Annotated in this window: 23 protein-coding genes; 11 read left to right on the top strand and 12 right to left on the bottom strand. The window is 71.5% G+C overall.

The features are described from left to right. Positions 1 to 10: 10 nt before the first annotated feature. Complete coding sequence (locus G6N16_RS07520; protein WP_083031119.1) at positions 11 to 316, bottom strand: DUF3017 domain-containing protein; 306 nt, start codon at positions 314 to 316, stop codon at positions 11 to 13. Then, entirely contained in the window at positions 313 to 1,161 is an 849-nt protein-coding gene (locus tag G6N16_RS07515; RefSeq protein ID WP_083031120.1) for a bifunctional methylenetetrahydrofolate dehydrogenase/methenyltetrahydrofolate cyclohydrolase, read from the bottom strand. Before G6N16_RS07515 ends, G6N16_RS07520 begins: the two co-directional genes overlap by 4 nt. A gap of 52 nt (positions 1,162 to 1,213) precedes the next feature. Here G6N16_RS07515 and G6N16_RS07510 point away from each other — a divergent pair, with 52 nt between their 5' ends. Together G6N16_RS07510 and G6N16_RS07505 are read left to right on the top strand one after the other, a co-directional pair. Next, positions 1,214 to 2,404: an NADH:flavin oxidoreductase gene (locus G6N16_RS07510; RefSeq protein WP_083031122.1), complete on the top strand. Its 1,191-nt coding sequence runs from the start codon at positions 1,214 to 1,216 to the stop codon at positions 2,402 to 2,404. 46 nt (positions 2,405 to 2,450) lie between these two features. Further along, a complete protein-coding gene (locus tag G6N16_RS07505) occupies positions 2,451 to 5,135 on the top strand; it encodes an ATP-binding cassette domain-containing protein (protein ID WP_083031124.1) in 2,685 nt (894 codons plus the stop codon). Positions 5,136 to 5,148: 13 nt separating this feature from the next. Here G6N16_RS07505 and G6N16_RS07500 read toward each other — a convergent pair whose 3' ends face one another. Next, entirely contained in the window at positions 5,149 to 5,706 is a 558-nt protein-coding gene (locus tag G6N16_RS07500) for a pentapeptide repeat-containing protein (RefSeq protein ID WP_083031125.1), read from the bottom strand. A gap of 18 nt (positions 5,707 to 5,724) precedes the next feature. Between G6N16_RS07500 and G6N16_RS07495 the strand changes: the two genes are divergently transcribed. Further along, positions 5,725 to 6,189: a tRNA (cytidine(34)-2'-O)-methyltransferase gene (locus G6N16_RS07495; protein WP_083031127.1), complete on the top strand. Its 465-nt coding sequence runs from the start codon at positions 5,725 to 5,727 to the stop codon at positions 6,187 to 6,189. A 9-nt stretch (positions 6,190 to 6,198) separates the two neighbouring features. On the opposite strand, the gene G6N16_RS07490 is transcribed toward G6N16_RS07495, so the two are convergent. Then, on the bottom strand, positions 6,199 to 6,840 hold the full coding sequence (locus tag G6N16_RS07490; protein ID WP_083031129.1) for a nitroreductase family protein: 642 nt from the start codon (positions 6,838 to 6,840) through the stop codon (positions 6,199 to 6,201). Between the two features lie 23 nt (positions 6,841 to 6,863). On the opposite strand from G6N16_RS07490, the gene G6N16_RS07485 reads away from it, so the two are divergent. Next, a complete protein-coding gene (locus G6N16_RS07485; RefSeq protein WP_083031130.1) occupies positions 6,864 to 7,274 on the top strand; it encodes a TIGR03667 family PPOX class F420-dependent oxidoreductase in 411 nt (136 codons plus the stop codon). Between the two features lies 1 nt (position 7,275). Here G6N16_RS07485 and G6N16_RS07480 read toward each other — a convergent pair whose 3' ends face one another. Continuing rightward, positions 7,276 to 10,533 carry an error-prone DNA polymerase gene (locus tag G6N16_RS07480; protein WP_083031132.1) on the bottom strand — a complete coding sequence of 1,086 codons (3,258 nt, stop codon included), beginning with the start codon at positions 10,531 to 10,533 and terminating at the stop codon, positions 7,276 to 7,278. Between the two features lie 120 nt (positions 10,534 to 10,653). On the opposite strand from G6N16_RS07480, the gene G6N16_RS07475 reads away from it, so the two are divergent. Next, positions 10,654 to 12,015 carry a WS/DGAT/MGAT family O-acyltransferase gene (locus G6N16_RS07475; protein ID WP_083031133.1) on the top strand — a complete coding sequence of 454 codons (1,362 nt, stop codon included), beginning with the start codon at positions 10,654 to 10,656 and terminating at the stop codon, positions 12,013 to 12,015. Here the strand turns inward: G6N16_RS07475 and ppsA are convergent. Then, positions 12,012 to 14,264, bottom strand: coding sequence for a phosphoenolpyruvate synthase (ppsA, locus tag G6N16_RS07470; protein WP_083031145.1), 2,253 nt, complete (start codon positions 14,262 to 14,264; stop codon positions 12,012 to 12,014). The genes G6N16_RS07475 and ppsA overlap by 4 nt on opposite strands. Before the next feature lie 10 nt (positions 14,265 to 14,274). Further along, the gene (locus G6N16_RS07465; protein ID WP_083031135.1) at positions 14,275 to 15,153 is read right to left on the bottom strand and encodes a universal stress protein; all 879 of its coding nucleotides are present in this window, start codon (positions 15,151 to 15,153) and stop codon (positions 14,275 to 14,277) included. A gap of 136 nt (positions 15,154 to 15,289) precedes the next feature. Here G6N16_RS07465 and G6N16_RS07460 point away from each other — a divergent pair, with 136 nt between their 5' ends. Both G6N16_RS07460 and G6N16_RS07455 read left to right on the top strand, forming a co-directional pair. Continuing rightward, positions 15,290 to 16,177 (top strand): acyl-CoA thioesterase, encoded by an 888-nt coding sequence (locus G6N16_RS07460; protein ID WP_163787816.1) that lies wholly within the window; start codon positions 15,290 to 15,292, stop codon positions 16,175 to 16,177. Next, entirely contained in the window at positions 16,174 to 17,205 is a 1,032-nt protein-coding gene (locus G6N16_RS07455) for a nucleoside hydrolase (RefSeq protein ID WP_163787815.1), read from the top strand. Before G6N16_RS07460 ends, G6N16_RS07455 begins: the two co-directional genes overlap by 4 nt. Before the next feature lie 16 nt (positions 17,206 to 17,221). Here G6N16_RS07455 and G6N16_RS07450 read toward each other — a convergent pair whose 3' ends face one another. The 3 genes from G6N16_RS07450 to guaA all read right to left on the bottom strand — a co-directional run bounded on the left by G6N16_RS07450 (position 17,222) and on the right by guaA (position 21,261). Continuing rightward, entirely contained in the window at positions 17,222 to 18,859 is a 1,638-nt protein-coding gene (locus G6N16_RS07450) for a DNA polymerase Y family protein (protein WP_083031146.1), read from the bottom strand. Beyond that, positions 18,856 to 19,467: a DnaE2-dependent mutagenesis accessory factor ImuA' gene (locus G6N16_RS07445; protein ID WP_234805856.1), complete on the bottom strand. Its 612-nt coding sequence runs from the start codon at positions 19,465 to 19,467 to the stop codon at positions 18,856 to 18,858. Before G6N16_RS07445 ends, G6N16_RS07450 begins: the two co-directional genes overlap by 4 nt. Before the next feature lie 222 nt (positions 19,468 to 19,689). Then, the gene (gene guaA, locus G6N16_RS07440) at positions 19,690 to 21,261 is read right to left on the bottom strand and encodes a glutamine-hydrolyzing GMP synthase (RefSeq protein ID WP_456152494.1); all 1,572 of its coding nucleotides are present in this window, start codon (positions 21,259 to 21,261) and stop codon (positions 19,690 to 19,692) included. Positions 21,262 to 21,349: 88 nt separating this feature from the next. On the opposite strand from guaA, the gene G6N16_RS07435 reads away from it, so the two are divergent. From G6N16_RS07435 to mbtN, 3 genes are read left to right on the top strand one after another with little or no spacing between them, the layout of a single operon-like run. Next, positions 21,350 to 21,610 carry a mycobactin biosynthesis acyl carrier protein MbtL gene (locus G6N16_RS07435; protein WP_083034020.1) on the top strand — a complete coding sequence of 87 codons (261 nt, stop codon included), beginning with the start codon at positions 21,350 to 21,352 and terminating at the stop codon, positions 21,608 to 21,610. Positions 21,611 to 21,617: 7 nt separating this feature from the next. After that, positions 21,618 to 23,192 (top strand): long-chain-fatty acid--ACP ligase MbtM, encoded by a 1,575-nt coding sequence (gene mbtM / locus G6N16_RS07430; protein WP_163787814.1) that lies wholly within the window; start codon positions 21,618 to 21,620, stop codon positions 23,190 to 23,192. Then, positions 23,189 to 24,352, top strand: a complete 1,164-nt coding sequence (gene mbtN, locus G6N16_RS07425) for a mycobactin biosynthesis acyl-ACP dehydrogenase MbtN (RefSeq protein WP_083031949.1) — start codon at positions 23,189 to 23,191, stop codon at positions 24,350 to 24,352. The genes mbtM and mbtN overlap by 4 nt, the downstream gene beginning before the upstream one ends. Positions 24,353 to 24,354: 2 nt before the next feature. On the opposite strand, the gene G6N16_RS07420 is transcribed toward mbtN, so the two are convergent. After that, on the bottom strand, positions 24,355 to 24,954 hold the full coding sequence (locus tag G6N16_RS07420; protein WP_083031951.1) for a GNAT family N-acetyltransferase: 600 nt from the start codon (positions 24,952 to 24,954) through the stop codon (positions 24,355 to 24,357). Between the two features lie 23 nt (positions 24,955 to 24,977). Further along, on the bottom strand, positions 24,978 to 25,517 hold the full coding sequence (locus tag G6N16_RS07415; RefSeq protein WP_083031952.1) for a TetR/AcrR family transcriptional regulator: 540 nt from the start codon (positions 25,515 to 25,517) through the stop codon (positions 24,978 to 24,980). Between the two features lie 68 nt (positions 25,518 to 25,585). Here G6N16_RS07415 and G6N16_RS07410 point away from each other — a divergent pair, with 68 nt between their 5' ends. Next, positions 25,586 to 26,488: a TauD/TfdA dioxygenase family protein gene (locus G6N16_RS07410; RefSeq protein WP_083031954.1), complete on the top strand. Its 903-nt coding sequence runs from the start codon at positions 25,586 to 25,588 to the stop codon at positions 26,486 to 26,488.

The raw sequence follows: 26,488 nt of genomic DNA, 5'->3' as shown, positions 1-26,488 counted from the left end.
GGCCGGACCGTCAGGCCGTCCCGAGCGGGTCGATGGTCCAGGCGATGAACACCATGGCCGTCGCAGCGGTGGCGGTGGTCGCGAAATCCAGGCCGCGGCTGCGCACCACCAGCAGCCCGGCGACCTCGTCGGACAGCAGCAGCCGCAGAGCGGCGGCCACCCCGACGCCGATGCCGATCAGCAGGGCGCCACGGCGCCAGAAGCCGGCGGCGACCAGACCGAACGCCCCGACGAAGATCAGGAACACGCTGATGATCGGCCACTGACGGCGGATCACCCGGTCCTGGAAGCTCTGCCAGGTCGCGCTCGGATTCACCCGAGCGCCTCGGCGCGTTCGACGACGTTGGTCAGCAGGAACGCCCGGGTCAGCGGGCCGACGCCGCCGGGGTTGGGCGACACGTGGCCGGCCACCTCCCACACGTCCGGGTGCACATCGCCGGTGAGCTTGCCGTCGACCCGGGACACCCCGACGTCGACGACGGCTGCGCCAGGGCGCACCATGTCGGCGGTCACCAGGTGCGGCACGCCGACCGCGGCGACGACGATGTCGGCCTGCCGGGTCAGGGCCGCCAGATCGCGGGTTCCGGTGTGGCACAAGGTGACCGTGGCGTTCTCGGTGCGCCGGGTCAAAAGCAGGCCGAGCGGGCGCCCGACGGTCACGCCGCGCCCGATCACCACCACGTGCGCCCCGGCGATCGGCACGTCGTAGCGGCGCAGCAGCGCCACGATGCCGCGCGGGGTGCAGGGCAGCGGCGCCTCCTTGCCGAGTACCAGCCGGCCCAGGTTCATCGGGTGCAGGCCGTCGGCGTCGCGGTCGGGGTCGATGCGTTCCAGTGCGGCGTTCTCGTCGAGGTGGCGCGGCAGCGGCAGCTGCACGATGTAGCCGGTGCACGCCGGGTCGGCGTTGAGTTCGTCGATGACGGAGTTGAGCTGCTCGGTGGTGGTGTCGGCGGGCAGGTCGCGGCGGATCGAGGTGATGCCGACCTGGGCGCAGTCGGCGTGCTTGCCGCGCACGTAGGCCTGCGATCCGGGATCGGAGCCGACCAGCACGGTGCCCAGGCCGGGGGTCCGGCCGGCCGCGGTCAGCGCGGCCACCCGCTGGGCCAGGTCGACGAAGATCTCGTCGCGAAACGCCTTACCGTCGAGCACCGTCGCAGTCACGGCTGCAATTCTGCCATTGACACTCCTACCGGCGCCGTGTTGGAGTGCCCCAGTGAACACCAGCCCAAATGTGTTCAGTCCCGCCCAGCTGGGACCGATCACCCTGCGCAATCGGATCATCAAGGCCGCCACCTTCGAGGCCGCCACTCCCGAGGCGCTGGTCACCGATGACCTGATCCACTACCACCGCCGGCCGGCCGCCGGTGGCGTCGGGATGACGACGGTGGCCTACTGCGCCGTCACCCCGGGTGGCCGGACCGACGCGCGCCAGATCTGGATGCGCCCCGAGGCACTTGCGGGCCTGCGCCGGCTCACCGACGCCATCCACGCCGAGGGCGCGAAGATCAGCGCGCAAATCGGGCACGCCGGTCCGGTGGCCGACTCCCGCTCCAACCGGGCCGAGGCGCTGGCCCCGGTGAAGTTCTTCAACCCGATCGCCATGCGCTTCGCCCGGCGCGCCACCCGCGACGACATCCTCGACGTGATGGCCGCGCACGCGGGCGCCGCCCGGATCGCCATCGACGCCGGTTTCGACGCCGTCGAGATCCATCTCGGCCACAACTACCTGGCAAGTTCGTTCCTGTCGCCACTGGTCAACCGTCGCGCCGACGAGTTCGGTGGTTCGCTGGAGAACCGCGCGAAGGTGGCCCGCGGGGTGGTGAACGCGGTCCGCCAAGCGGTCGACGAGCAGGGCGGATCCATCGCGGTGACCGCCAAGCTCAACATGTCCGACGGGGTGCGCGGCGGCATCAACCTCGACGAGTCGCTGCAGACCGCCCGCTGGCTCCAAGACGACGGCGGGCTGGACGCCCTGGAGCTGACGGCCGGCAGCTCGCTGCTCAATCCGATGTACCTGTTCCGCGGCGGCGCCCCGGTCAAGGAGTTCGCCGCGGCCTTCAAACCGCCGATGAGCTGGGGAATCCGGGCGTCGGGGAACAAGTTCATCCGCAAGTACCCGTACCGGGAGGCGTTCCTGCTGCGCGAGGCAAAACAGTTCCGCGCCGAGCTGAGCCTGCCGCTGATCCTGCTCGGCGGCATCACCAACCGCGAGACCATGGATCTGGCGATGGCCGAAGGCTTCGACTTCGTCGCCATGGGCCGGGCGCTGCTGGCCGAGCCGGATCTGCTGGCCCGCATCGAGGCCGACGGTTCGGTCCGCTCGATCTGCAACCACTGCAACGAGTGCATGCCCACCATCTACAGCCATACCCACTGCACGCTGACCGGTGCACCGGACCGGTAGCACCAATCGCGGCGTTTGGGCATAGGGCCGTTTAGAGTTAGGGACGATGACCGGACCAGCTGCGCCCACCCTGACCGTTCGGTACGACGGTTCCTCGCGCAATTTCGCCCCAGGCAATGACATCGTCGTCGGCCGCGACCTGCGGGCCGACGTCCGCATCGCGCACCCGCTGATATCGCGAGCGCACCTGATCCTGCGGTTCGACCGCGGCCGGTGGCTGGCGATCGACAACGGCTCGCTCAACGGCATGTTCGTCAACGGCCGCCGGGTGCCCACCATCGAGATCGGCGACGGCACGGCCGTCAACATCGGCAACCCGGACGGCCCGCAGCTGACCTTCGGCGTCGGGCGGCACACCGGCACGGCCGGGCGCACCCCGGCCACCAGCGCCATCCCGATGTCCGGCGGCGTGCCGTCGGCCGGCATGTCCTCCGGCGGCATGCGGCCGCCGTCTGCGGCGAACCCGACGATCGCGCCGCCGCGCCAGTACCCCACCGGCGCGCGGCCGCCGGTGCCCAGCGGCCCGGTCGCCCCGCCCGTCGGCAACGCCCCCACCATGATGGGCCCGGCCGCTGCACCCCGCGGCGGGGACGGCGCCAACCTGGCCACCAGCATGCTCAAGATGCTGCGGCCCGGCCGCGGCGGCGAGGCCCCGCCCGGGTCGATCAAGATCGGCCGCGCCACCGACAACGACATCGTCATCCCCGACGTGCTGGCGTCGCGGCACCACGCCACCCTGATCACCGGCCCGTCGGGCACCCAGATCCTGGACAACCGCTCGATCAACGGCACGTTCGTCAACGGCAGCCGGGTCGATTCGGCCCAGCTGCGCTCCGGCGACGTGGTCACCATCGGCAACATCGACCTGGTCTTCGACGGCACCACGCTGACCCGGCGCGCCGCCGACATGACGGCCACCAAGACCGGCGGCCTGGAGGTCCACGGCCTGACCTGGACCATCGAGGGCAACAAGACTCTGCTCAACAACATCTCCATCGACGCGCGGCCGGGCACCCTGACCGCGGTGATCGGGCCGTCCGGCGCGGGAAAGTCGACCTTCGCCCGCCAGGTCGCCGGCCTGACCCACCCGACGTCGGGCACGGTGACCTTCGAGGGTCACGACATCCACGCCGAGTACGCCTCGCTGCGCTCCCGGATCGGCATGGTGCCCCAGGACGACGTGGTGCACGGCGAACTCACCGTCAAGCAGGCGCTGATGTATGCCGCCGAGCTGCGGCTGCCGCCGGACACCACCAAGGAGGACCGCGAACGGGTCGTCCTGCAGGTCCTCGAGGAACTCGAGATGACCAACCACCTGGACACCCGGGTGGACAAGCTCTCCGGCGGCCAGCGCAAGCGTGCGTCGGTGGCGCTCGAGCTGCTCACCGGCCCGTCGCTGCTGATCCTCGACGAGCCGACGTCGGGTCTGGACCCGGCGCTGGACCGCGCGGTGATGACCATGCTGCGCCAGCTGGCCGACGCCGGCCGCGTGGTGCTGGTGGTCACCCACTCGCTGACCTACCTCGACGTGTGCGACCAGGTGCTGCTGCTGGCGCCGGGCGGCATGACCGCGTTCTGCGGCTCGCCCAGTGAGATCGGGTCGCAGCTCGGCACCACCAACTGGGCCGACATCTTCTCCACCGTCGCCGGCGATCCGCAGGCCTCGCACCAGCGCTACCTGGCGCGCTCCGGACCGCCACCGCCGCAGCCGCCGGCCCGGCCACCCGCCGACCTGGGCGCACCGGCCAAGACCTCGTTGCTCCGGCAGTTCTCCACCGTTGCCCGCCGCCAGTTCCGGCTGATCATCTCCGACCGCGGCTACTCGGCGTTCCTGCTGTTTCTGCCGTTCATCATGGGCGCGCTGTCCCTGTCGGTGCCCGGCGGCGGTCCCGACGGCAAGAGCATCGGCTTCGGCGTTCCGGTCCCGACGCTGCTGGGTGGTGAATCGCCGAACGAACCCGGCCAGATCCTGGTCATGCTCAACGTCGGCGCGATCTTCATGGGCACCGCGTTGACCATCCGCGCGCTGATCGGCGAGCGGGCCATCTTCCGCCGCGAGCAGGCGGTCGGGTTGTCCACCACCGCCTACCTGCTGGCCAAGATCGCGGTGTTCACGCTGTTCGCCATCATCCAGTCGTCCATCGTGATGACCATCGCCCTGGTCGGCAACGGCTGGGGTGGTGAAGCCGGCAAGTGCCAACCGACAACCAGCGGTCCGGGCATGTACCTCGGCAAAAACGGCCAGCCCACCCCGGATATCGCCGACGCGGTGCAGCGCTGCGTCGTCGAGCACGGCGCGTTCCTATCCAGCCGCAACCTCGAGATGTATGTAGACATGTCGATGACCTGCATCGCCGCGGCGATGACCGGCCTGGCGCTGTCGGCGCTGGCAAAGTCCGCCGAGCAGATCATGCCGCTGCTGGTGGTGGCGGTGATGAGCCAGCTGGTGTTCTCCGGCGGCCTGATCCCGGTGACCGGGCGGGTGGGGCTCGATCAGCTGTCCTGGGTCACCCCGGCCCGCTGGGGCTTCGCCTCGTCCGCGTCGACCATCGATCTGACGAACATTGTCGGGCCACCGATACTGCCCGACGACCGGATGTGGCATCACACCTCGGGCACCTGGCTGACCGTGTTCGGCCTGTTGGTCCTGCTGTGCGCGGTCTACACCGGCTTCGTGCGCTGGAAGATCCGGCTCAAGGGCGAGGGCACGCTGCTGCGCCGGAAGTCCTGATCCCCGGACACTGCTAGTCACCGGCGACGTTCAGCCCGTGCGCGACGGCATACGTCAGCGCCTGGGCGACGTCGATCTTCGCACCGCGCAGCGACGCGGTGGTCCACAGGTCCGCATCCACCCGGGCGCCGCGCAGATCCGCGCCGTCGAGCCGGGCGCCGAGTGTGCGCGCCCCGGTCAGGTCCGCGCCGGCCAGGTTTGCCTCGCGCAGGTCGGCCTGCACCAGCGAGGCCTCCCGCAGCCGGCACCCGGACAGGTCGACCTTGCGCAGGTCGGCCCCGCCCAAGGTCGCCAGGGTCAGGTCCACCTCGTCGAAGGTGATCGGCCGCAGCCGGGCGTCACCGAACACCGACCCGATCAGCGAGCAGCCGGTGAAGCTCGAATGCCACAGGGTGGCGCGGGTGAAGACGCAGTTGCGAAACGCCGAGCCGACATGGCGCGACTCGCTCAGGGTGGCGCCGGTGAAGTCGCAGCCGTCGAACACCGTGCGTTCGGTGCACAGCCCGGTGAGGTCCTCGTCGCGGAAGTCGGCGCCGGTGAACTCCCGGTCGGTCCAGCTCGGTTCGGCCATGCTGCCATCATCGTTGGCATGTTCCACCTGCTGTTCCACTCCCCCCGGATAGCTCCGAATACCGGCAACGCGATCCGGATGGTCGCCGCCACCGGAACCCACCTGCACCTGGTGGAGCCGCTCGGGTTCGACCTGTCCGAACCCAAGCTGCGCCGCGCCGGGCTGGACTATCACGACCTGGCGTCGGTGACGGTGCACCCGTCGCTGGCCGCAGCCTGGGAGGCGCTGATGCCGGCGCGGGTGTTCGCGTTCACCGCGCACGCCCGGACGTCGTTCACCGACGTCGCCTACCGGCCGACCGACGTGCTGATGTTCGGCCCGGAGCCCACCGGGCTGGACGACGAGACCCTGGCCGACCCGCACATCAGCGCCCAGCTGCGGATCCCGATGCTGGCCGGCCGCCGGTCGCTGAACCTGTCGAACGCCGCCGCGGTGGCCTGCTACGAGGCGTGGCGCCAGCACGGGTTCACCGGCGCGGTGTGACGCGCGCGGCTACCAGTGGTTCCAGTGGGTGAGCTGCTCGGCGGGTAGCCGACGGGCCTTCTTGAAGTCGGTGCCCTTGGTGTAGGCGATCGGGAACAGCCCGCCCTGGGCGTAGTCCTTGAACGGGATACCGAGCAGCTCGGCGGCTTGGCGCTCCCCGTCGCCGATCAGGTGCAGCGTGGTCCAGGCCGAGCCGAGGCCGCGGGCCCGCAGCGCCAGCATGAAGCTCCACACCGCGGGCAGCAGCGATCCCCAGTAGGACGCGCTCATCCCGGCGTCCACGCCGTCGGGCCGACCCTCCAGGCACGGGATCATCAGCACCGGCGCCTTCTCGAAGTTCTCGTTGAGGTAGCTTGCCGAATCGCGCACCGCGACCTGCTGCTGGTCGCGGATGTCGCCGCGCTCGGGCGGCGCCAACTGCAGGTACCCGGTGGCGTTGGAGCGGTAGATGTCGGCGAGCGCCTTCTTGATGTCCGGGTCGTCGACGAAAATCCATTGCCACCCTTGGGCATTGGAGCCCGACGGGGCCTGCAGGGCGATGTCCAGGCATTCCATCAGCAGCTCCCGGGGCACCGGGCGGTCGAAGTCCAGGCGCTTGCGCACCGAGCGGGTGGTGGTCAGCAGTTCATCGTTGCTCAGTTCCAGGGCCATATCGCGAGACTACATTTGGCGGCATGCCCATTGACCTGAACGCCGAAGTTATCCAACGCCTCACCGACGACACCGACGGCTGGCTGACCACCGTCGCCAAATCCGGACAGCCGGTTCCGCGGCTGGTGTGGTTCCTGCTCGACGGCACCGACGTCGTCGTGTACAGCCACCCGACCGGTGCCAAGGTCCGCCACATCGGCAACCACCCGCGGGTCAGCCTGAACCTGGACTCCGACGGCGACGGCGGCGGGGTGATCGTGGTCGGCGGCGTCGCGACGGTCGAGCCGGAACCGGTCGACCCGCGCACCGACGAGCGTTACTGGGCCAAGTACGACGAGCTGGCCGAGAGGCTGGGGTACGTCGAGATGATGGGCGACTTCAACACCCGGATCCGGATCGCCGTGGACAAGGTGTGGACCACGCCGGTCGCGTGACTCAGCGGAAATCCCGCGAGCGCGAACCCACCGACAGCTCGAGGCGGGCCATCGCGTCGGCGATGACGGTGACCGCCCCGCTGGCGTTCTGCACGATGCCCCGCACGGTCAGCGCCGGCGCGGTCTGCGCCAGCCGCCGGTAGCGGGCCCACACCCCGGGTGAGCACAGCACGTTGACCATGCCGGTCTCGTCCTCCAGGTTGACGAAGGTGACCCCGCCGGCGGTGGCCGGGCGCTGCCGGTGGGTGACCGCGCCGGCCACCAGCACCCGGGTGCCGTCGGGCACGCCCAGCAGACGCGCCGCGGCCAGCACCCCGCGCTCGTCGAGCGCCTCGCGCAGGAACTCGGTGGGAAAGCTGTCCGGGGAGACGCCGGTGGCCCACACGTCGGCGGCGGCCAGTTCCAGCCGGCTCATGCCGGGCAGGCTCGGCGCGGCGGCGGCGGTGCCGATCCCGGGCAGCCGGTCCGGCCGCTCGGCGGCGGCCGCGCCGGCGGCCCACAGCGCCTGACGACGGTCGGTGCCGAAGCAGCCCAGCGCCCCACCGGTGGCCAGCGCCTCGGTCTGCGGCACGGACAGCTGCACCCGACCGGTCAGGTCCAGCAGAGAATGGTAGCGCCCGTTGGTATTTCGCTCCTCGAGGATCCGGGTGGCCAGGTCCTCGCCGATGTGGCGGACCGCACCCAGCCCGAGCCGGATCTCGGTGCCGGCGTTCTCCAGGTCGGCGTGCACGGAACTGGCGTTGACGCACGGTCCGTGCACGAGCACGCCGTGCCGGCGGGCGTCGGCGACCAGCGACTGCGGCGAGTAGAAGCCCATCGGCTGGGCCCGCAGCAGCGCCGCGCAGAACGCGGCCGGGTGGTGCAGCTTGAGCCAGGACGAGTAGAACACCAGCGAGGCGAAGCTCAGCGCATGGCTTTCCGGGAAGCCGAAGTTGGCGAACGCCTCCAGTTTTTCATAGATCCGCTCGGCCAGTTCCCCGGTGATGCCGTGCAGTCGTTCCATGCCCTGGTAGAACCGGCCGCGCAACCGGCGCATCCGCTCGGTGGAGCGTTTGGAGCCCATCGCCCGGCGCAGCTGGTCGGCCTCGGCCGGGGTGAATCCGGCACAGTCCACTGCCAGCTGCATCAGCTGTTCCTGGAAAAGGGGAACTCCCAGGGTTTTCCGCAGAGCGGGCTCCATCGACGGGTGGTCGTAGTGGATCGGTTCCAGTTCGTTGCGGCGCCGGATGTAGGGGTGCACCGAACCGCCTTGGATCGGGCCGGGCCGGATCAGCGCCACCTCGACCACCAGGTCGTAGAAGTTCCGCGGTTTCAGCCTCGGCAGGGTGGCCATCTGGGCACGGGACTCCACCTGGAACACCCCGACCGAATCGGCGCGCTGCAGCATTTCGTAGACCGCCGGCTCGGACAGGTCGAGCGTGGCGAAGTCGACGGCGATGCCCTGATGCTCGGCGATCAGGTCCTTGGCGTAGTGCAGCGCCGAGAGCATGCCCAGGCCCAGCAGGTCGAACTTCACCAAACCTATTGCCGCACAGTCGTCCTTGTCCCACTGCAGCACACTGCGGTTTTCCATCCGGGCCCACTCCACCGGGCAGACATCGGCGATCGGCCGGTCACAGATCACCATGCCGCCGGAGTGGATACCGAGATGCCGCGGCAGATCCTTGATCTGGCCGGCCAGCTCCAGCACCTGCTCCGGGATGCCTTCCACCTCGGGCGCATCCCTGGCCCCACCCCACCTGCTTATCTGCCTGCTCCAGGCGTCCTGCTGCCCTTGGGAGAAGCCCAGCGCGCGGGCCATGTCCCGCACCGCGCTGCGGCGGCGGTAGGTGATGACGTTGGCGACCTGCGCGGCGTGCTCTCGCCCGTAGCGGGTGTAGACGTACTGGATGACCTCCTCGCGGCGGTCGGATTCGATGTCGATGTCGATATCGGGCGGGCCGTCGCGGGCCGGGGACAGGAACCGTTCGAACAGCAGCTCGTTGACGATCGGGTCCACCGCGGTGACCCCGAGGGCATAGCAGACCGCCGAGTTGGCCGCCGATCCGCGACCCTGGCACAGGATGTCGTTGTCCCGGCAGAATGCCACGATGTCGTGCACCACCAGGAAGTAGCCGGGGAAACCCAGCGCCGCGATGATGCCCAGTTCCCGCTCCAGCTGGGCATAGGCCCGCGGCGCCGAGTCCGGCGTCCCGTAGCGTCGGCCGGCGCCGCGGTGCACGAGTTCACGCAGCCAACTGTCCTCGGTGTGCCCGGCGGGCACGTCGAACGGCGGCAGCCGGGGCGCGATCAGCGCCAGCCCGAATGCGCACTGCTCCCCCAGTTCGGCTGCGGCGGTGACCACCTCGGGCCGGTGCGCGAAGATCGCCGCCATCTCCGCACCGGACCGCAGGTGCGCCCCACCGAGCGGGGCCAGCCAGCCGGCGGCCGAAGACACCGACTCCCGCGCCCGGATCGCACCCATCGCCGCGGCCAGCCGGCCGCGCTCCGGTGTGGCGAAGTGCGCCGCAGTGGTGGCGATCAGGCCCACCCCGAACCGCGGTGCCAGTTCGGCCAGCGCGGCGTTGCGCTCGTCGTCCAGCGGCCCGCCGTGGTGGGTCAGTTCCACGCTGACGCGGTCGGCACCGAACCGGTCCACCAGGTCGGCCAGGGCCGCCGCGGCAGCAGCCGGCCCGCCGTCGCTCAGCGCGGTGCGCACGTGTCCCTTGCGGCAGCCGGTGAGGATGTGCCAGTGCCCACCGGCGGCCTCGGTCAGTGCGTCGAAGTCGTAGCGCGGCTTGCCCTTCCGGCCGCCGACCAGGTGCGCGGCGGCCAGTTGCCGGGACAGCCGCCGGTAGCCCTCGGGTCCGCGGGCCAGCACCAGCAGGTGCGGCCCGGGCGGGTCCGGGACCTCGGTGCGCTGCCCGGGCCCGGGGTCCAGCGACAGTTCGGCGCCGAACACCGTCGCCAGCTCCAGTTCCCGGGCGGCCTCGGCCAGCCGCACCACGCCGTAGAGCCCGTCGTGGTCGGTCAGCGCCAGCGCCCGCAGCCCCAGCCGGGCGGCCTCGGCGGCCAGTTCCTCCGGGGTGCTGGCGCCGTCGAGGAAGCTGTAGGCCGAGTGTGCGTGCAGCTCCGCGTAGGCAACCTCGGCCGGCCCGCACCGCGGCGCCCGGGGCTCCGGCCGGGCCGCCGAGGTCAGCGGCAGGCCCGCGCGCCGCGGGCGGCCGTCGAGCACCCGTTCCATCTCGGCCCAGCTCGGCGGCCCGCTGTGCCAACCCATGCACCCAGCATATCGAACTATTGTTCGATTATCATCGGTGGCGGCCGGTGCCCGAGGTCCCGGCCCCCGGCATCTTCCGGCACTGACGAAACACCCAGCCCAGCGGGCATAGTGGAGCCCATGGAACGACTATCGGTCCTTGACGCCGGTTTCCTGCAGGTCGAGGATTCCGATCCGCGGGTCAGCCTGGCGATCGGTAGCGTCACGATCCTGGAGGGCCCGGCACCGGACTTCGAGGAGTTCACCACCGTCCTCGGCGGGCGGCTGGCCGCGGCGCCGCGGCTGCGGCAGGTGGTGCGCACCCACCCGCTGGACCTGGAACCGCCGCACTGGGCCGACGTCGACGAACTGGACCTGGGCCACCACCTGCGCCGGGTGGCGCTGCCCGCCCCCGGCGGCGACGCCGAGCTGTTCGACCTGGTCTCCGAGATCATCGAACGACGGCTGGACCGCAACTATCCGCTCTGGGAGTGCTGGCTGGTCGAGGGGCTGGCCGACGACCGGTGGGCGCTGATCGTCAAGCTGCATCACGCCGTCGCCGACGGGGTGTCGGCGACGGCGATGATGGCGGCGCTCAACGACGACGACGGCACCACCGGATCGTTCGCCACCCACCTGCACGAGGCGCACGAGACCGAGCACCCCAGCCTGCTGTCCCGGATCAGTCTCAACCCGCTGGACTGGGGCAAGGCCGCCTGGGAGCTGTCGGCCGGCGCCGCCGACCTGGCGATCCAGACGGTGCGCGGTTCGGTCACCATCGTCGGCGACATGGTGCGCCCGGCACCGGAGTCCTCCCTCAACGGACCCGTCGGCTCCCTGCGCCGCTACCGGGCCGTCCGGGTGCCGATCGCCGACATCCGCGCGATCGCCCACGCCTTCGACGCCACCTTCAACGACGTCGCGCTGGCCGCCGTCACGCACGGCTACCGCCAGGTCATGCTGAACCGGGGCGAATCACCCCGGCCCGACTCGCTGCGCACCCTCATCCCGGTCTCGGTGCGCGACACCGCCGCTCTGGACACCCCGGACAACCGGGTGTCGCTGATGCTGCCGCTGCTGCCCGTCGACCTGCAGACCCCCCTGGAACAGCTCAAGACGCTGCGGCGCCGGATGCGCCGCGCCAAGTCCAGCGGCCAGCGCCAGGCCGGGGCCAACGTCGTCGACGTCGCCAACCGGTTCCTGCCGTTCCCGCTGACCGCGTGGACGGTGCGGGCGGTCAGCCGGCTGCCGCAGCGCAACATCGCCGGCCTGGCCACCAACGTGCCCGGCCCGCGCGAGCAGGTGCGGATGCTGGGCCGGACGGTGGTCGCCATGCTGCCCATCCCGCCGCTGGCGGTACGACTGCGCATCGGCGTCGCCATGCTGTCCTACGCCGACGACCTGACCTTCGGCATCCTCGCCGACTATGACAGCAACCCCGACCTCGACCTGCTCGCCGAGGGCATCGAGTCGGCCGTCGCCGACCTGGCCCGCCAGGTCTAGTTCCCGCGGGCGGCCTCCAGCAGGATCCGGCGCTCGGCGGCGGCCACCACCCGGCGCGCGGCCGCGGCGGCGTCCGGGTTCACCGACACCGAGGTGATGCCCATCCGCACCAGGTGCTCGGCGAAGGCCGGGTCGTTCGACGGTGCCTGGCCGCACAGCGACGAGGTGATCCCGCCGCGGCGGGCGGCCGCGATGATCTGGCCGATCGCGTCCAGCACCGCCTCGTCGGCGGTGTCGAACAGTTCGGCGCATACGTCGGAGTCGCGGTCCACCCCGAGCATCAGCTGGGTCAGGTCGTTGCTGCCGATCGACACCCCGTCGATGCCCAGCCCGATGTATTGCGGCAGCCAGTGCACCACCGAGGGCACCTCGGCCATCACCCAGCGGTGCAGTCCGCGCTGGCGTCCCAGCTCGCTGGCATCGACCAGCGAAAGGCATTCCTCCAGTTCCCATTTCGTCCGCACAAAGGGGATCATCAGGCCCAGATTGGGGCTGGTCTCCCGGATCCGGGCCAGCGCCCGACATTCCAGCGCGAATAGCTCGGGTTCCTTGACGTAGCGGTAGCAGCCCCGATAGCCGATCATCGGATTGTGTTCGACGGGTTCGTATTCCGCGCCACCGACCAGGTTCGCGAACTCGTTGCTGCGGAAGTCGGTGGCCCGGTAGATCACCGGCCGATTGCCGAACGCGGCGGCGATCCGCCCGACGGCCCCGGCCAGCGCATCGACCAGCGCGTCGCTCTCGCCGGCGGCCATCATGGCACGAGGATGCCGGCCGGCCAGCGCCTCAGTCAGGATGAACTCCGCGCGCAGCAGACCGACGCCGTCGACATCTTGCGCGGCAACGGTTTCCGCACTGTCCGGCATGGCCAGGTTGACGTAGATCTTCGTCGCGGTGACCTCCGCGGCGACGACGGGCCCGCTGCGTTCGGTGACGGTGACCGCGGCGGGCGCGGCGGCCGGCGCCCCCGCCCGCACCTGCCCGTGGGTGCCGTCGACGGTCACCTCGGTGCCGTCGGCCAGGTCGGTGGTGGCGGTGCGCGCCCCGACGATGCACGGCACCCCGAGTTCCCTGGCGACGATCGCGGCGTGACAGGTCATGCCGCCGGTGTCGGTGATGATCGCCGCGGCGCGGCGCAGCGTCGGCAGCCAGTCCGGGTTGGTCATCGGCGCCACCAGCACCTCGCCGGTCACCAGCGCGACACCCTGATCCGGGGAACGCAGCACCCGGACCCGGCCGCCGGCCACCCCCGGCGCCGCCGACAGGCCGCGGGCCAGCACCGTCCCGGCCGCCGGCGCGGCGCTGCCCAGCGTGGTGATCGGGCGGGCCTGCACCAGCCAGATGACGCCGTCGACGATGGCCCACTCGGTGTCCTGCGGGCAGCCGTAGTGCGCTTCGACGGCGACCACCAGCTTCGCCACCCGGTACAGCTCGTCGTCGTCGAGCACCCGGGCGTCGGCCAGCGCCGGATCGAGGTCCTCGGTGCGATCGTGGCCGTCCGGCCCGCGAACGATCCGGAAATCCTGGTGCCCGACCCGCACGTCGAGGATCTTGCACCCGTTCTTGTCCAGCACATAGGTGTCCGGCTGTACCAGCCCGGACACCACCACCTCGCCCTGGCCGAGGGCGGCTTCCACCACGACGTGGTCGCGGGCCCCGGTCGACGGGTCGGCGGTGAAGGCGACACCGGAACGCTGCGAGGCGATCATGGTCTGCACCACCACCGCCATCGCCGGTTCGGCGGTGAAACCCCGGCTGGCGCGGTAGGCGATCACCCGCGGACCGAACAGCGACATCCAACAGCGCCGCACCGCGTCGAGCAGGTCCTCGTCACCGGCGATGTTGGTCAGCGTCTCGTTCATCCCGGCGAACGAGGCGTCCTTGCCGTCCTCTCCGGTCGCCGAGGACCGCACGGCCACCACGACGTCGGCACCGAGCCGGCGGTAGTGCTCCAGCAGTTCGGTGCGCACCGCCTCGGTCATACCGGCCCGGGCCACCAGGTCGCGACACCGGTTGGACAACTCACCGAGCCGAGTCTCGTCGCCGGAGGCGGCAATCGCCTCGCGGTGCAGTTTCACCAGCTCCCGGTCCACCCCGGCCGCCCGCATCGACTCCAGGTAGGCGTCGCGCAGCAGGACGAAACCGGGCGGCACCGGAAGCCCGGCGCCCGCCATCTCGCCGAGGTTGGCACCCTTGCCGCCGGCTTCCTCCGCGTCGGTCAGCCGCAACTCGTCGAAACCCTTGATGATGGTCACGGTGTCAGGCCCTCGCGACGATCACCGGCATCCGTACCGCCTGGACCACCGACGCGCTCACCGAGCCCAGCAGCATCCCGGTGAATCCGCCGCGGCCGTGGCTGCCGACCACCACCAGCTGGGCGTTGTCGGACTGTTCGATCAGCGTGTTGGCGGGCTTGTCCCACACCACGATCCGCCGGACCGCGACGTCGGGGTAGCGCTCGGAATAGCCGGCCAGCCGCTCGGCGAGCACCTCCTGGCCGCGCTGCTCGAACTCGGAGAACTGCTGCCCCGGCATCGACAGCACATCGGCGTCGCTCATCGCGTGCACGGCCACCAGATCGACGCCGCGCCGCGACGCCTCGTCGAAGGCGATCGCGGTGGCGGCCTCCGAGGCGCGGGAACCGTCGATCCCGACCAGCACCGGCGCCTTGGCCGGATCGGCCATCAGCGGGTCCTCGTCGTGCACCACCGCGACCGGGCAGTGCGCGTGGCGCACCAGCGTGGAGCTCACCGAGCCGAGCAGGCCGCGGGCCAGAGCGCCGCGCCCGCGGCAGCCGACCACCACGATCCCGGCCTCGCGGGTGAGTTCGATCATGGTGGCCACCGTTGGGCCGCTGAGGATTTCGGTGGTGACCTCGACTCCGGTGACGGCCTCCGCGGCGGTGGCCACGGCGGCGTCCAGGAGATCCCGGCTCTGCTCCTCCTGCCACTGCAGGTAGCCGTCGGGCAGCGGGGCCTCGGGCCAGGCCATCATCACCGGCGAACTGATGATGTTGACCAGGCGCAGCGGCTGGTTGTGCAGCTTGGCGTAGCGGGCACCCCAGTCGACGGCCACCCGCGACGAGACGGAGCCGTCGACCCCGACGAGGACGGCACCGGTTGATTCGGCTGTGGACATGTGCATGCTCCCTTCCCTCCGCGAGACTAGCCGCAACCGCGCGGGGATACGGGGGAAGGTGGTAACGACATTGGGGACCAACGACACCCGGTACCCGGTTGTGCGCCGGAACACCCGGCATGGCTGGATTAGGGGTATGGCGGTTTCGCTGAACGACATTCTGGCGGTGCTACGCCCGCTGCCCGACGGCCCGAACGTGTACCTGGGCCCGCAGCCCGACGACGGCGCGGCACGGACCCGGGTGTACGGCGGTCAGGTGGCCGCCCAGTCCGCACTGGCGGCCGCCGACACCGTCGGCGACCGGCGGTTGCACAGTCTGCACGTGGCGTTCCTGCGGCCCGGGAATCCGCGGATCCCGCTGCGCTATGAGGTGACCGTGCTGCGCGAGGGCCGCACGCTGTCCACCCGACGGGTGACGGTGACCCAGGACGGGGTGTTCCTGATGGAGGCACTCGCGTCGTTCATCGCCCCGGTCGACGGGCCGGAGTTCGCCGCCGGGATCCCCCGGGTGCCGGCGCCGGAATCGCTGCCGCGCGTCGTCGAGCAGTTGGAGCCCGACGATTTCAGCGTCGCCGAGGCCGCCGAGCTGGCCTGGCTGAACACCTGGGACATGCGCTACGTGGATCCGCCGCCGCTGCGCAGCGCCATCCGGCGGGCGGGGCCGGTGCCGGCCGATGCGCCCGCGCAGTGCCGGATGTGGCTGCGCGCGGCCACCGCACCGCCGGTCCAGCTGCTGACCGATCCGCTGCTGGCCACCGGCCTGCTGATCTATCTCACCGACTGGTCGGTGCTGGATCCGGTGCAGCTGGCGGTGGGCCGCAACTGGGCCGACCTGGAGGTGATGGCCTCGCTGGATCACGCGGTGTGGTTTCACCGGCCGGTCGACTTCTCCGACTGGCTGCTGTTCGACCATCGCAGTCCGTCGGCCTCCGGCGGCACCGGCCTGGGCTGCGGCGAGGTCTACAACCGCTCCGGCGCACTGGTGTGCACGGTCACCCAGGAAGGGTTCCTGGGCCGCCGATGAGTGGGTCAGTGGGGAGCCGGCCGCGCCTGCCGGTGTTCGCCGACGTCGACACCGGTGTCGACGACGCGATGGCGCTGGTCTACCTGCTGGCCAGCCCGGAGGCCGAACTCGTCGGCGTCGCATCGACCGCGGGCAACGTCGGCGTGGCGCAGGTGTGCGAGAACAACCTGGCCCTGTTGGCGCTGTGCGGGGCACCGGATATTCCGGTGTCGACGGGTTCTGCTGTGCCGCTGAGCATTCCGCTGCGCACCGCCGAGGACACCCACGGCCCCGCCGGGCTCGGCTATGCCGAACTCGCACCGGCGAGCAGCTCACCGACCGACTACGACGCCGCCACCGCCTGGATCCGGGCCGCCCGCGATCATCCCGGCGAGCTGATCGGGCTGGCCACCGGCCCGCTGACGAATCTGGCGCTGGCCCTGCGCGCCGAGCCGGAACTGCCGCGGCTGCTGCGCCGGCTGGTGATCATGGGCGGGTCGTTCGAGTACCGCGGCAACACCACGCCGGTCGCCGAGTGGAACATCGCCGTCGACCCCGAGGCCGCCGCCGAGGTGTTCACCGCCTGGGGCGCGGCGGTGGCCGACGGCCACCGCGGCGAACTGCCGATCGTCTGCGGGCTCAACATCACCGAACGCATGGCGCTGCGGCCGCCGTATCTGGCCGAGCTGGCCGCCGCCGCCGGTGTGCCCGGTGACCCGTCGGCCAATCCGCTGGTGCGGGTGCTCACCGATGCGCTGCGGTTCTACTTCGAGTTCCACGAGTCCGTCGGCGAGGGGTACCTGGCGCATGTGCACGACCCGTTCGCGGCGGCGGTCGCACTCGACCCGTCGCTGGTGATCACCCGGGATGCGACCATCGGCGTCGAGCTCGGCGGCGCCCTGACCCGCGGCATGACCGTGGCCGACTGGACCGGGCACTGGGGCCGGCCGGCCAACGCCCGCATCGCCGTCGACGGCCCGGGCCTTCCGCAGGTGTTCTTCGACCGCTATCTGGTGCGGGTGGCCGCCTTTGCCCGAGGGCTGAGTTGATTCGGGCGGCCCGACTTCACTCATAGCTGCCCTCCAGATACCAGCGGCGGCGGCGGTAGCACAGCAGCAGCGCGGCACCGGGGGCCTGCGGTTCCCCGGCCAGCAGCACCTGGGCCCGGGCGGTGCGACCGGGTGAGCCGGCCTGCGGATCCCACCAGCGTTCGTCGACCAGCCACGGCCCGGCCCACCAGTCCAGCGCGCCGGCGTAGCGCCCGGCCAGCCGGGCCGGGGTGGCGCTGAACAGACCCCGGCCGGTGACGTGCACCGGTTCCCCGTCCGCGGCGAGCAGGTCCACCGGATCGTCGAGCAGTACCGCCGGCGCCGGTTCGGGCAGCCGCCCCGGCCACGGCTGGGCCGGGTCGTCGCGCACGACGGGCTCGTCCCCCAGCGGGGTCAGCACGATCCGCTCGGCCGGCCCGCGGCCACCGGAGGGCACCGGGATCTGCACCGCCTCCGGACCCAGCAGACCCTGCACCCGGACCAGTGCCCGACGGGCGCGGGCCCGGTCGGCCTCACCGCCGCCGCCCCACAGCGGCAGCTGCAGCGCCGCCGCCGAGATCACCTCCACCGGTTCCAGCCGCAGCACCGTGATCGGGCCCGCCGGGCGCTCCGCCGCTCGCCGAACCCGGCGGTCCAGTCGCCGCCGGGCCTCGTGCTCGCGGAAAAGCGCCGCTCGCCGAACCCGGCGGGTCAGCCAGCCGTCGAGCTGCCAGCGCACCCGGTCGGCGGTGGCGTCGGCGGTCAACGGTTCGGCGCACCGCCACACCCGGACCAGTTCCGCGCCGTCGGCGGTCGCGGCGTGAATGGCCAGCCGGGTGCAGCCCACCCCGGCGTCCTGCAGTCCGCGGTGCAACGCGGCGGCCAGGCTGCGGCCGGCGAACGCCGCGGCGTCCACCCGGTCGATCGGCGGGTCGCAGGACAGTTCGACGGTCAACTCGGCGGGCGGATCGGTGCCCGACGGCGGCCGGGCGGGTTCGGCCGCCGCCATCCGGTGGGCGATCACCGCGTCGGTCCCGAACCGGGTGGCCACCTCCGCCCGGCTCAGCGCGGCGAACTGGCCGATGCTGCGGATTCCCATGCGCCACAACAGATCCACCAGGTCCGACCGAGTGGGGTCGCACAGGCTGGGTTCGACGGCCAGTTCCCGGATCGAGCGCCCGGCCAGGAACGCCGCGTCACCGCCGGGTTCGACGGCGACCCCGGCCCGGGCGGCCAACACCGCGGTGGGCAGCCGGTCGGCGACGCCGATCTGGCATTCGGCGCCGGCCGCGGCCACCGCATCGACCAGCCGTTCCCCGGCGGCGGCCTCCGACCCGAAATAGCGGGCCGCGCCGCGCGCGGAGACCACCAGCAGCCCCGGGCGCAGCACCTCGGCGCGGGGCACCAGATCGGCCACCGTCGCGGCTACCGCCTCGAAGTACCGGGCGTCGCGGGCGGTGTCGGCCGCCGCGATGTGCACCGCCGGGCAGCGGGCCTGGGCCTCCCGGCGGCGCAACCCGCGCCGCACCCCGGCGGCCCGGGCCGCCGCCGAGCAGGCGATCACCCGGTTTGCGCAGGTGATCGCCACCGGTGCAGTGCCGGGCAGATCGGCGGCCGCGGCCGCCGCGACCGCCGGCCAGTCCATGCACCACAGCGCCAGCACCCGGGTGCTCATGCCGGCCTCGGGATGCCCACCCCGCGCCCCCGGGCCCGGACCGCCAGCCGCACGCGGCACAGCCGACCCCGGCCGGGCTCGGCGACGGTCGTCTCATAACCGCGCACCCGGGCGTCCAGCCGCAGCGCGGGTCCCGGCCAGTCGCCACCGACGACCACCAGGACCGCACCCCGGTGCCGCAGCCGCCCGCCGATCACCCGGGCCCTCCCCGGTGACACCGCCGTACCCGTCATGCCCAGCAGCACCAGGTCCATGCCGTCGGTCAGCACCGCGGCCACCTCCACCGGGTCGGGGCCCGGGTCCGGGATCATCGCGATCCGGCTCAGGTCCGCACCCATCTCGGCGGCGGCCAGCAGCCCGGCGCCGGGCAGCCCGACGATGGCCGCGTGTCCCCCGGCAGCAGTCACCGCGGCGGCTATGCCCAGCGGCAGAGACCGGGCCCCCGAGGTCACCGCGACGCTGCCCCTCGGCAACCCGCCGGGGAGCACTCCGAGCAGCGATTCCGGGACCGGCAGCAAACTTTCCGGGGCCACATCCGGCAGGGCGCGCGCCGTCGCCGTCCCCGGTCCGCGGTGCGACGAACCCACCCGGCCGGAGATCGCAGCCATCCGTTTTCTCAGCTGTTCGAGCTGGTCAGCTCGATTTTCCGGAGCAGACACGCCCATCGAACCATCCTCCACGCGCACCGAACAACCGTCCCTGTTCGAACTTCTGTTCGATGCACTCGAGTAAACACCCGCCCACCGACAGGCGTCAAGGAGTCAGAGAGTCAGGGCTAGTCCCGATGGCCCGACTCCTCACCCCTCGTCCCTCGGGGCTTCGTCGTCGGGCTACTCCCACTCGATGGTGCCCGGCGGCTTGCTGGTGACGTCCAGCACCACCCGGTTGACCTCGGGCACCTCGTTGGTGATCCGCGTCGAGATCCGCTCCAGCACCTCGTAGGGCACCCGGGTCCAGTCCGCGGTCATCGCGTCCTCACTGGACACCGGCCGCAGCACGATCGGATGCCCGTAGGTGCGCCCGTCACCCTGCACGCCGACCGAGCGGACGTCGGCCAGCAGCACCACCGGGCACTGCCAGATCTGGTTGTCCAGACCCGCCATGGTCAGTTCCTCGCGGGCGATCGCGTCGGCCCGGCGCAGAGTGGCCAGCCGCTGCGCGGTGACCTCCCCGACGATCCGGATGGCCAGGCCCGGTCCCGGGAACGGCTGGCGGGCCACGATCTCCTCGGGCAGGCCCAGCTCCCGGCCGACCGCGCGCACCTCGTCCTTGAACAGCAGCCGCAGCGGCTCGACGAGGGTGAACTTCAGGTCGTCGGGCAGCCCGCCGACGTTGTGGTGGCTCTTGATATTGGCCGTGCCGGTGCCGCCGCCGGATTCCACCACGTCGGGATACAGCGTGCCCTGCACCAGGAACTCGGTTTCGGCTTCGGAACTGCCGAGGGTGTCGCGCACCGCGGCCTCGAAGGACCGGATGAACTCGCGGCCGATGATCTTGCGCTTGCCCTCCGGGTTGCTCACCGCACTCAGCGCGTCCAGGAACTGCGCCTGGGCGTCGACGGTGACCAGCCGGGCTCCGGTGGCGGCGACGAAGTCGCGTTCCACCTGGGTGCGCTCGCCGGCGCGCAGCAGCCCGTGATCGACGAACACACAGGTCAGCCGGTCGCCGATGGCCCGCTGCACCAGCGCGGCGGCGACCGCGGAGTCCACCCCGCCGCTCAGGCCGCAGATCGCCCGCCCGTCGCCGATCTGCACGCGGACCGCCTCGATGAGGCCCTCGGCGATATTGGCCGGAGTCCAGGCCGCGTCGATGCCGGCGAATTCGTGCAGGAACCGGCTCAGCACCTGCTGGCCGTGCGGCGAATGCAGCACCTCGGGGTGGTACTGCACCCCGGCCAGCCGGCGGGCCCGGTCCTCGAACGCGGCCACCGGGGCCCCGGCACTGGCGGCGGTCACCTGGAATCCCGGCGGGGCGGCGGTCACCGCGTCGCCGTGGCTCATCCACACCGGCTGGGTGCCGGGCAGACCCGAATGCAGTTGCCCGCCGGTCACATTCAGTTCGGTGCGGCCGTATTCACTGGCCCCGGTGCGCGCGACGGTGCCGCCGAGGGCCACCGCCATCGCCTGGAATCCGTAGCAGATGCCGAACACCGGGACACCCAGGTCGAACAGCGCGGGGTCGATGCCCGGCGCACCGTCGGCGTACACACTGGCTGGGCCGCCGGAGAGCACCACGGCCAGCGGCTGGCGCGCGGCGATCTCGGCGGCGGTGGCGGTGTGCGGAATGACCTCCGAGTACACCCGGGCCTCACGCACCCGGCGGGCGATCAGCTGCGCGTACTGCGCGCCGAAGTCGACGACGAGCACCGGACGAAGGACCTGAGAGGCCGACTGCGATTCCACCGGGCCAGTCTAGGAGACGCCGGGGGGCCCTCCCCCGAGGCTTGATACTGAAATAAGGCTAGGCTTACCAATGGTGTAGGTTTGGGGCATGGAGAGCTCAACGCCGGAGCGCATCGACGCCGCCCTCGAGGAGATTCTGCGCGACGACCTGAACGTCGACATCAGCCGCGTCACCCGGGAGTCCCGGCTCGTCGACGACGTCGGTCTGGACTCGGTCGCGTTCGCCGTCGGCATGGTCGCCATCGAGGACCGGCTCGGCGTCGTGCTGACCGAAGAGGACCTGCTCACCTGCGACACCGTGGGCGATCTGGAAAACGCCATTCTGGCCAAGGTTCCGACGGCGAAATGAGCCTCCGGTGAACGTCCTGGCGAGCGCACTGACCCGGGCGATGACCGAATCCGCCAACGATCTGGTGGTTCTCGACTCGGCCCGCGCGGAATGGATCCGACACCCGTGGGCCGAGGTGCACGCCCGCGGCCTGGCCGTCGCCCAACGCCTGCTCGACGGCACCCGCGGCGAGGTCGGCCTGGTCGGCGAGCCGACGGTGGAATTCGTCGCCGCGATCCACGGAGCCTGGCTGGCCGGACGCGCGGTGTCCATCCTGCCCGGACCGGTCCGCGGCGCCGACGTCGGCGAATGGGCCCGTGCCACCCTCGACCGGTTCGCCGGCATCGGCGTCGGCGCGGTGTTCAGCCACGGCCCCACCCTCGACCCGCTGCGCGGGTCCGGCGCCCTCCCGGTGCTCGATCTGCCGGATGTCGCCGCACCCGGCTCCACCACCCCCCTCACCCCGCCCGCCACCGACGGCCCCGCGGTGCTGCAGGGCACCGCGGGCTCCACCGGCACCCCGCGCACCGCGGCCCTGCCTGCCGAGGCGGTGCTCAACAACCTGAGCGGGCTGCTGCAGCGGACCAGCACCGACTCGTCGGTCGACGTCGGTCTCACCTGGCTGCCGCTCTACCACGACATGGGCCTGTCCTTCCTGCTGTCCGGGGCGCTCAGCGGCTGCGAAACCTGGCTGGCGCCGACTGGCGCGTTCTCCGCCTCGCCGTTCCGCTGGCTGAACTGGCTCTCCGAGAGCCGCGCGACCCTGACCGCCGCACCGAACTTCGCCTACAACGTGCTCGGCAAATACGCCCGCCGCATCAGCGATATCGACCTCGGCGCACTGCGATTCGCGCTCAACGGTGGCGAGCCGATCGACTGCGACGGGCTGGCGCTGTTCCTGACCGAAATGGCCCGATTCGGCCTGGACCCCGGTGCCGCCGCGCCGTCCTACGGGCTGGCCGAGTCCACCTGCGCGGTCACCGCACCGGTCCCGGGCAGCGGTCTGCGCTACGACGAGATCCGTGACGACGCAACCGGTTCGGTGCGCAAACAGGCGACGCTCGGGCACCCGGTGCCCGGCATGGAACTGCGCCTGGCCCCGATCGACCACGAACAGTCCGACATCCCCGGCCGCGACGTCGGCCAGATCGAGATCCGCGGTAGCTCCATGATGTCGGGCTATCTCGGTGAGGCGCCGCTGGATCCGCAAACTTGGTTCCCCACCGGGGATCTCGGCTATCTCACCGACGACGGCCTGGTGGTCTGCGGCCGGGTGAAGGAACTCATCACCGTCGCGGGGCGCAACGTCTTCCCCACCGAGGTGGAGCGGGTCGCCGCGCAGGTCCGCGGGGTGCGCGAGGGTGCGGTCGTCGCGGTCGGCACCGCCGCCGACGCGCTGCGCCCAGGACTGGTCATCACCGCGGAGTTCCGCGGTCCCGACGAGGCCGGCGCCCGAGCCGAACTCGTCTCGCGGGTGGCCTCCCAGTGCGGTCTGGTGCCCGCCGACGTGCGGTTCGTCGCGCCCGGGACGCTGCCGCGCACCTCTTCGGGCAAGCTGCGGCGGCTGGCGGTCAAGCAGGAACTGGAGGTCACGCGGGGATGACGGCAGCAACCGAGATCGGTGTCGACGAATACCGGCAGTTGCTCGGCGAGGTGTTCGACGAGCGGGTGAAGGCCTGGACGGCCGAAGCCGAAAAGACCGAGCGGTTCCCCCGCGCACTGATCGAATACCTCGGCAGCTCCGGTGTTTTCACCGCCAAGTGGGGTGATCACCAGCACCCGGACGTGGCCAAGTTGCTGGAACTGGCCTACCGGCTGGGCCATCTGGGCTCCGGCGGCATCGGCGTCGGCGTAAGCCTGCACGACTCGGCGATCGCCATCCTGCGCCGGTTCGGCAAATCCGAGCATCTCAAGGACATCGCCGAGCGGGCCATCCGCGGCGAGGCGGTGCTGTGCATCGGTGCGTCGGAGGAATCCGGCGGCTCCGACCTGCAGATCGTGGAGACCGAGGTCCGTTCGGAGCGCGGCGGTTTCGCGATCAGCGGGCGCAAGAAGTTCGTGTCCCTGTCGCCGATCGCCGACTATGTCCTGGTGGTGGCGCGCAGCGTCGACCACGATCCGGCCAGCCGGCACGGCAACGTGCTGCTGATCGCGGTGCCGCTGGCGCAGACCGAGGTGCAGACGCCCTATCGCAAGGTCGGCGCCGGCCCGCTGGACACCGCCGCGGTGCACATCGACACCTGGGTGCCCGCGGAGGCACTCATCGCCCGCGCCGGCACCGGGCTGGCCGCCATCTCCTGGGGCCTGGCGCATGAACGGATGTCGATCGCCGGCCAGGTGGCCTCGTCCTGCCAGAAGGTGCTGGGCATCACCCACGCCCGGATGGTCACCCGCCGCCAGTTCGGCGCGACCCTGTTCGAGCATCAGGCGCTGCGCATGCGGATGGCCGACATGCAGGCCCGCGTCGACCTGCTTCGGCACGGGCTCAACGGAATCGCCGCGGGCGGGAAGCTGGACCTGCGCACCGCGGCCGCGGTGAAGGTCAGCGCCGCCCGGCTCGGCGAAGAGGTGCTCGCCGAGTGCATGCACATCTTCGGCGGCGCCGGCTATCTCGTCGACGAGACGCCGCTGGGCCGCTGGTGGCGGGACATGAAACTGGCCCGGGTGGGCGGCGGCACCGACGAGGTGCTGTGGGAGCTGGTCGCCGCGGCGATGAAGCCCGACTTCGACGGCTACCGGGAGATGATCGGCCCCGCCGAGTAGAACTACACCGCTCGTCGAGCCGGCCGGTGCAACGCATACAGCGCCATCCGCCGGTTGGACATCTGGTGCTCGCCGAGGAACTCACAGCCCGCCCACTCGCACAGCCGCCGGGCGCCGTCGTTGCGGTGGTCGGGATCGAACATGATCCGCCGGCAGTCCGGGTCCAGGTCGAACAGCGCCGCAGTCAGCCGCGGCAGCAGCAGCGGCGCGAAACCCCGGTTGACCATCCGCAATTCGGCGATCGCGGCGTGCATGCCCAGGTCGTGCGGGTCGGCGTCGTAGCGCGGGGCGATGGAATCCTTTGCCGCCCGGTAGATCTCGATGTAGCCGTGCGGCTGGCCGCGGAAGCCGCCGATCAGCGGGCGCGAATACTCCCCGGCCAGCTGCGCTTCGAGATAGGTGTGCCACCGGTCCACCGGCCAGGCCGATTCCCAGCCGGTCACCAGGTGCGGGCGGTTCATCCATTCCGAGACCATTCCGGCGTCCCGGTCGGGTTCGACCAGCCGGATCGAATAGGGTTCGGCCACCACCGGGATCGGCGGTGCGGGTACCGCCGCGACGGCGTCGCTCACATCGGTCAGCTCGCGTGGCAGTGTCGACACGAGGCCCGAGCCTACCGGATCGGTTAGGGCAGGTTTACCTTAGGCCACGGGCCCTTGATCGCCGCGCGCAGCTGCTCCTCACTCAGCTCCTCCAGCCCCAGCGCGGTCACCAGATACGGGCCCACCAGCCGCCAGCCGATCTGGGTGGCCAGCAGATTGGCCGCGGCCACCCGCGCGGACAGATCGTCGACGCCCGGGGACACCCGATCCAGCAGCCGGGCGATGTTCGGGAAGCTGGACTGCAGCTCGCCCACCGGGTAGCCGTCCATCAGCGCCCGCACCACCACCCGGGCCTGGCGGTCCAGCGCCCGGTCGATGTCCGCCTCCGGCGCGCCGGCATCGAGCAGGGTGTTCAGCTCGGCCGCCAGGTGGTCGAGTACCGCGCCGACCAGCTTCTCCTTGCTCCCGAAATGTCGGTGCACCAGACCGTGGTTGACCTTCGCCCGGGCCGCGACGTCGCGGATCGACGTGGCCGACGGCCCCCGCTCGGCGAACAGTTCCGCGGCCGCGGCGAGTACCGCCGCGGAAACCTCGTCCCGCCCCGATGGCACGTCTGTAGACATTCGTCTACACTAGCGCACACCACCGTAGTCATCTGACTACACTTCGCTTCGATCGGCAGGAGACTCCCATGACCAGCCCCGCAACCAGCCCGTTGACCATCACCCGACTCGGGTCGGCGCTGGGCGCCCGGATCGACGGCATCGCCCTGGACGGCGACCTCGCCCCGGAGACCGTCGCCGGCATCCGGGCCGCGCTGCTGCGCCACCGGGTCATCTTCTTCCGCGGCCAGCACCACCTCGACGACGCCGGGCAGCGCCGATTCGCCGAGCTGTTCGGCACCCCGATCGGGCACCCGGCCGGCGCCCACCTCGCCGGCGCCGAGGCCCCGGTCATCACCCCGCTGGACTCGCGCTACGGCAAGGCCGATCGCTGGCACACCGACGTCACCTTCACCGTCGACTACCCGGCGATCTCGGTGCTGAGGCCGGTCACCCTGCCGCCCTACGGCGGGTCGACGCTGTGGGCGTCCACCGCCGCCGCCTACGCCGAACTGCCCGAACCCCTCAAGCGGCTGACCGAGAACCTGTGGGCGTTGCACAGCAACCGCTACGACTACGCCGCGGCCGCCCCGCTGTCCGAGGAACAGCGGTTGCTGCGCGCGGCGTTCGAGAAGCCCGACTTCCGCACCGAACATCCGGTGGTGCGGGTGCATCCGGAGACCGGCGAGCCGGTGCTGGTCGCCGGCCAGTTCGTCCGCGGTTTCACCGGCCTGGACGCGGTGGAGTCCACGACGCTGCTGGAGCTGCTCCAGCGTCGGATCACCGCGCCGCAGAACACCATTCGGTGGAACTGGGAGTACGGCGACGTCGCTGTCTGGGACAACCGGTCCACCCAGCACTGCGCCGTGGCCGACTACGACGACCAGCACCGCGTTATGCACCGGGTCACTCTGATGGGCGACGTGCCCGTCGACATGCACGGCCGTCCCAGCCGGTGCGTCGCCGGCAGCCCGCTGGCCCCGGCCGCCTGA

The sequence above is a fragment of the Mycolicibacterium insubricum genome (genome assembly GCF_010731615.1).
Lineage (GTDB): Bacteria > Actinomycetota > Actinomycetes > Mycobacteriales > Mycobacteriaceae > Mycobacterium > Mycobacterium insubricum.
Note: the sequence above shows the minus strand (reverse complement) of the source record. Positions and strands in the feature narration are given on the sequence as shown.

Bases quoted from the DNA above. Each gene is read 5' to 3' on its own strand.
- G6N16_RS07495 (WP_083031127.1), top strand. From the start codon at position 5,725: ATGTTCCACCTGCTGTTCCACTCCCCCCGGATAGCTCCGAATACCGGC.
- G6N16_RS07415 (WP_083031952.1), bottom strand. From the start codon at position 25,517: ATGTCTACAGACGTGCCATCGGGGCGGGACGAGGTTTCCGCGGCGGTA.
- G6N16_RS07505 (WP_083031124.1), top strand. From the start codon at position 2,451: ATGACCGGACCAGCTGCGCCCACCCTGACCGTTCGGTACGACGGTTCC.
- G6N16_RS07480 (WP_083031132.1), bottom strand. From the start codon at position 10,533: ATGGGTTGGCACAGCGGGCCGCCGAGCTGGGCCGAGATGGAACGGGTG.
- G6N16_RS07450 (WP_083031146.1), bottom strand. From the start codon at position 18,859: ATGAGCACCCGGGTGCTGGCGCTGTGGTGCATGGACTGGCCGGCGGTC.
- G6N16_RS07500 (WP_083031125.1), bottom strand. From the start codon at position 5,706: ATGGCCGAACCGAGCTGGACCGACCGGGAGTTCACCGGCGCCGACTTC.
- G6N16_RS07465 (WP_083031135.1), bottom strand. From the start codon at position 15,153: ATGTCCACAGCCGAATCAACCGGTGCCGTCCTCGTCGGGGTCGACGGC.
- G6N16_RS07485 (WP_083031130.1), top strand. From the start codon at position 6,864: ATGCCCATTGACCTGAACGCCGAAGTTATCCAACGCCTCACCGACGAC.
- G6N16_RS07435 (WP_083034020.1), top strand. From the start codon at position 21,350: ATGGAGAGCTCAACGCCGGAGCGCATCGACGCCGCCCTCGAGGAGATT.
- G6N16_RS07490 (WP_083031129.1), bottom strand. From the start codon at position 6,840: ATGGCCCTGGAACTGAGCAACGATGAACTGCTGACCACCACCCGCTCG.
- G6N16_RS07410 (WP_083031954.1), top strand. From the start codon at position 25,586: ATGACCAGCCCCGCAACCAGCCCGTTGACCATCACCCGACTCGGGTCG.
- G6N16_RS07460 (WP_163787816.1), top strand. From the start codon at position 15,290: ATGGCGGTTTCGCTGAACGACATTCTGGCGGTGCTACGCCCGCTGCCC.
- G6N16_RS07445 (WP_234805856.1), bottom strand. From the start codon at position 19,467: ATGGCTGCGATCTCCGGCCGGGTGGGTTCGTCGCACCGCGGACCGGGG.
- mbtN (WP_083031949.1), top strand. From the start codon at position 23,189: ATGACGGCAGCAACCGAGATCGGTGTCGACGAATACCGGCAGTTGCTC.
- G6N16_RS07475 (WP_083031133.1), top strand. From the start codon at position 10,654: ATGGAACGACTATCGGTCCTTGACGCCGGTTTCCTGCAGGTCGAGGAT.
- G6N16_RS07455 (WP_163787815.1), top strand. From the start codon at position 16,174: ATGAGTGGGTCAGTGGGGAGCCGGCCGCGCCTGCCGGTGTTCGCCGAC.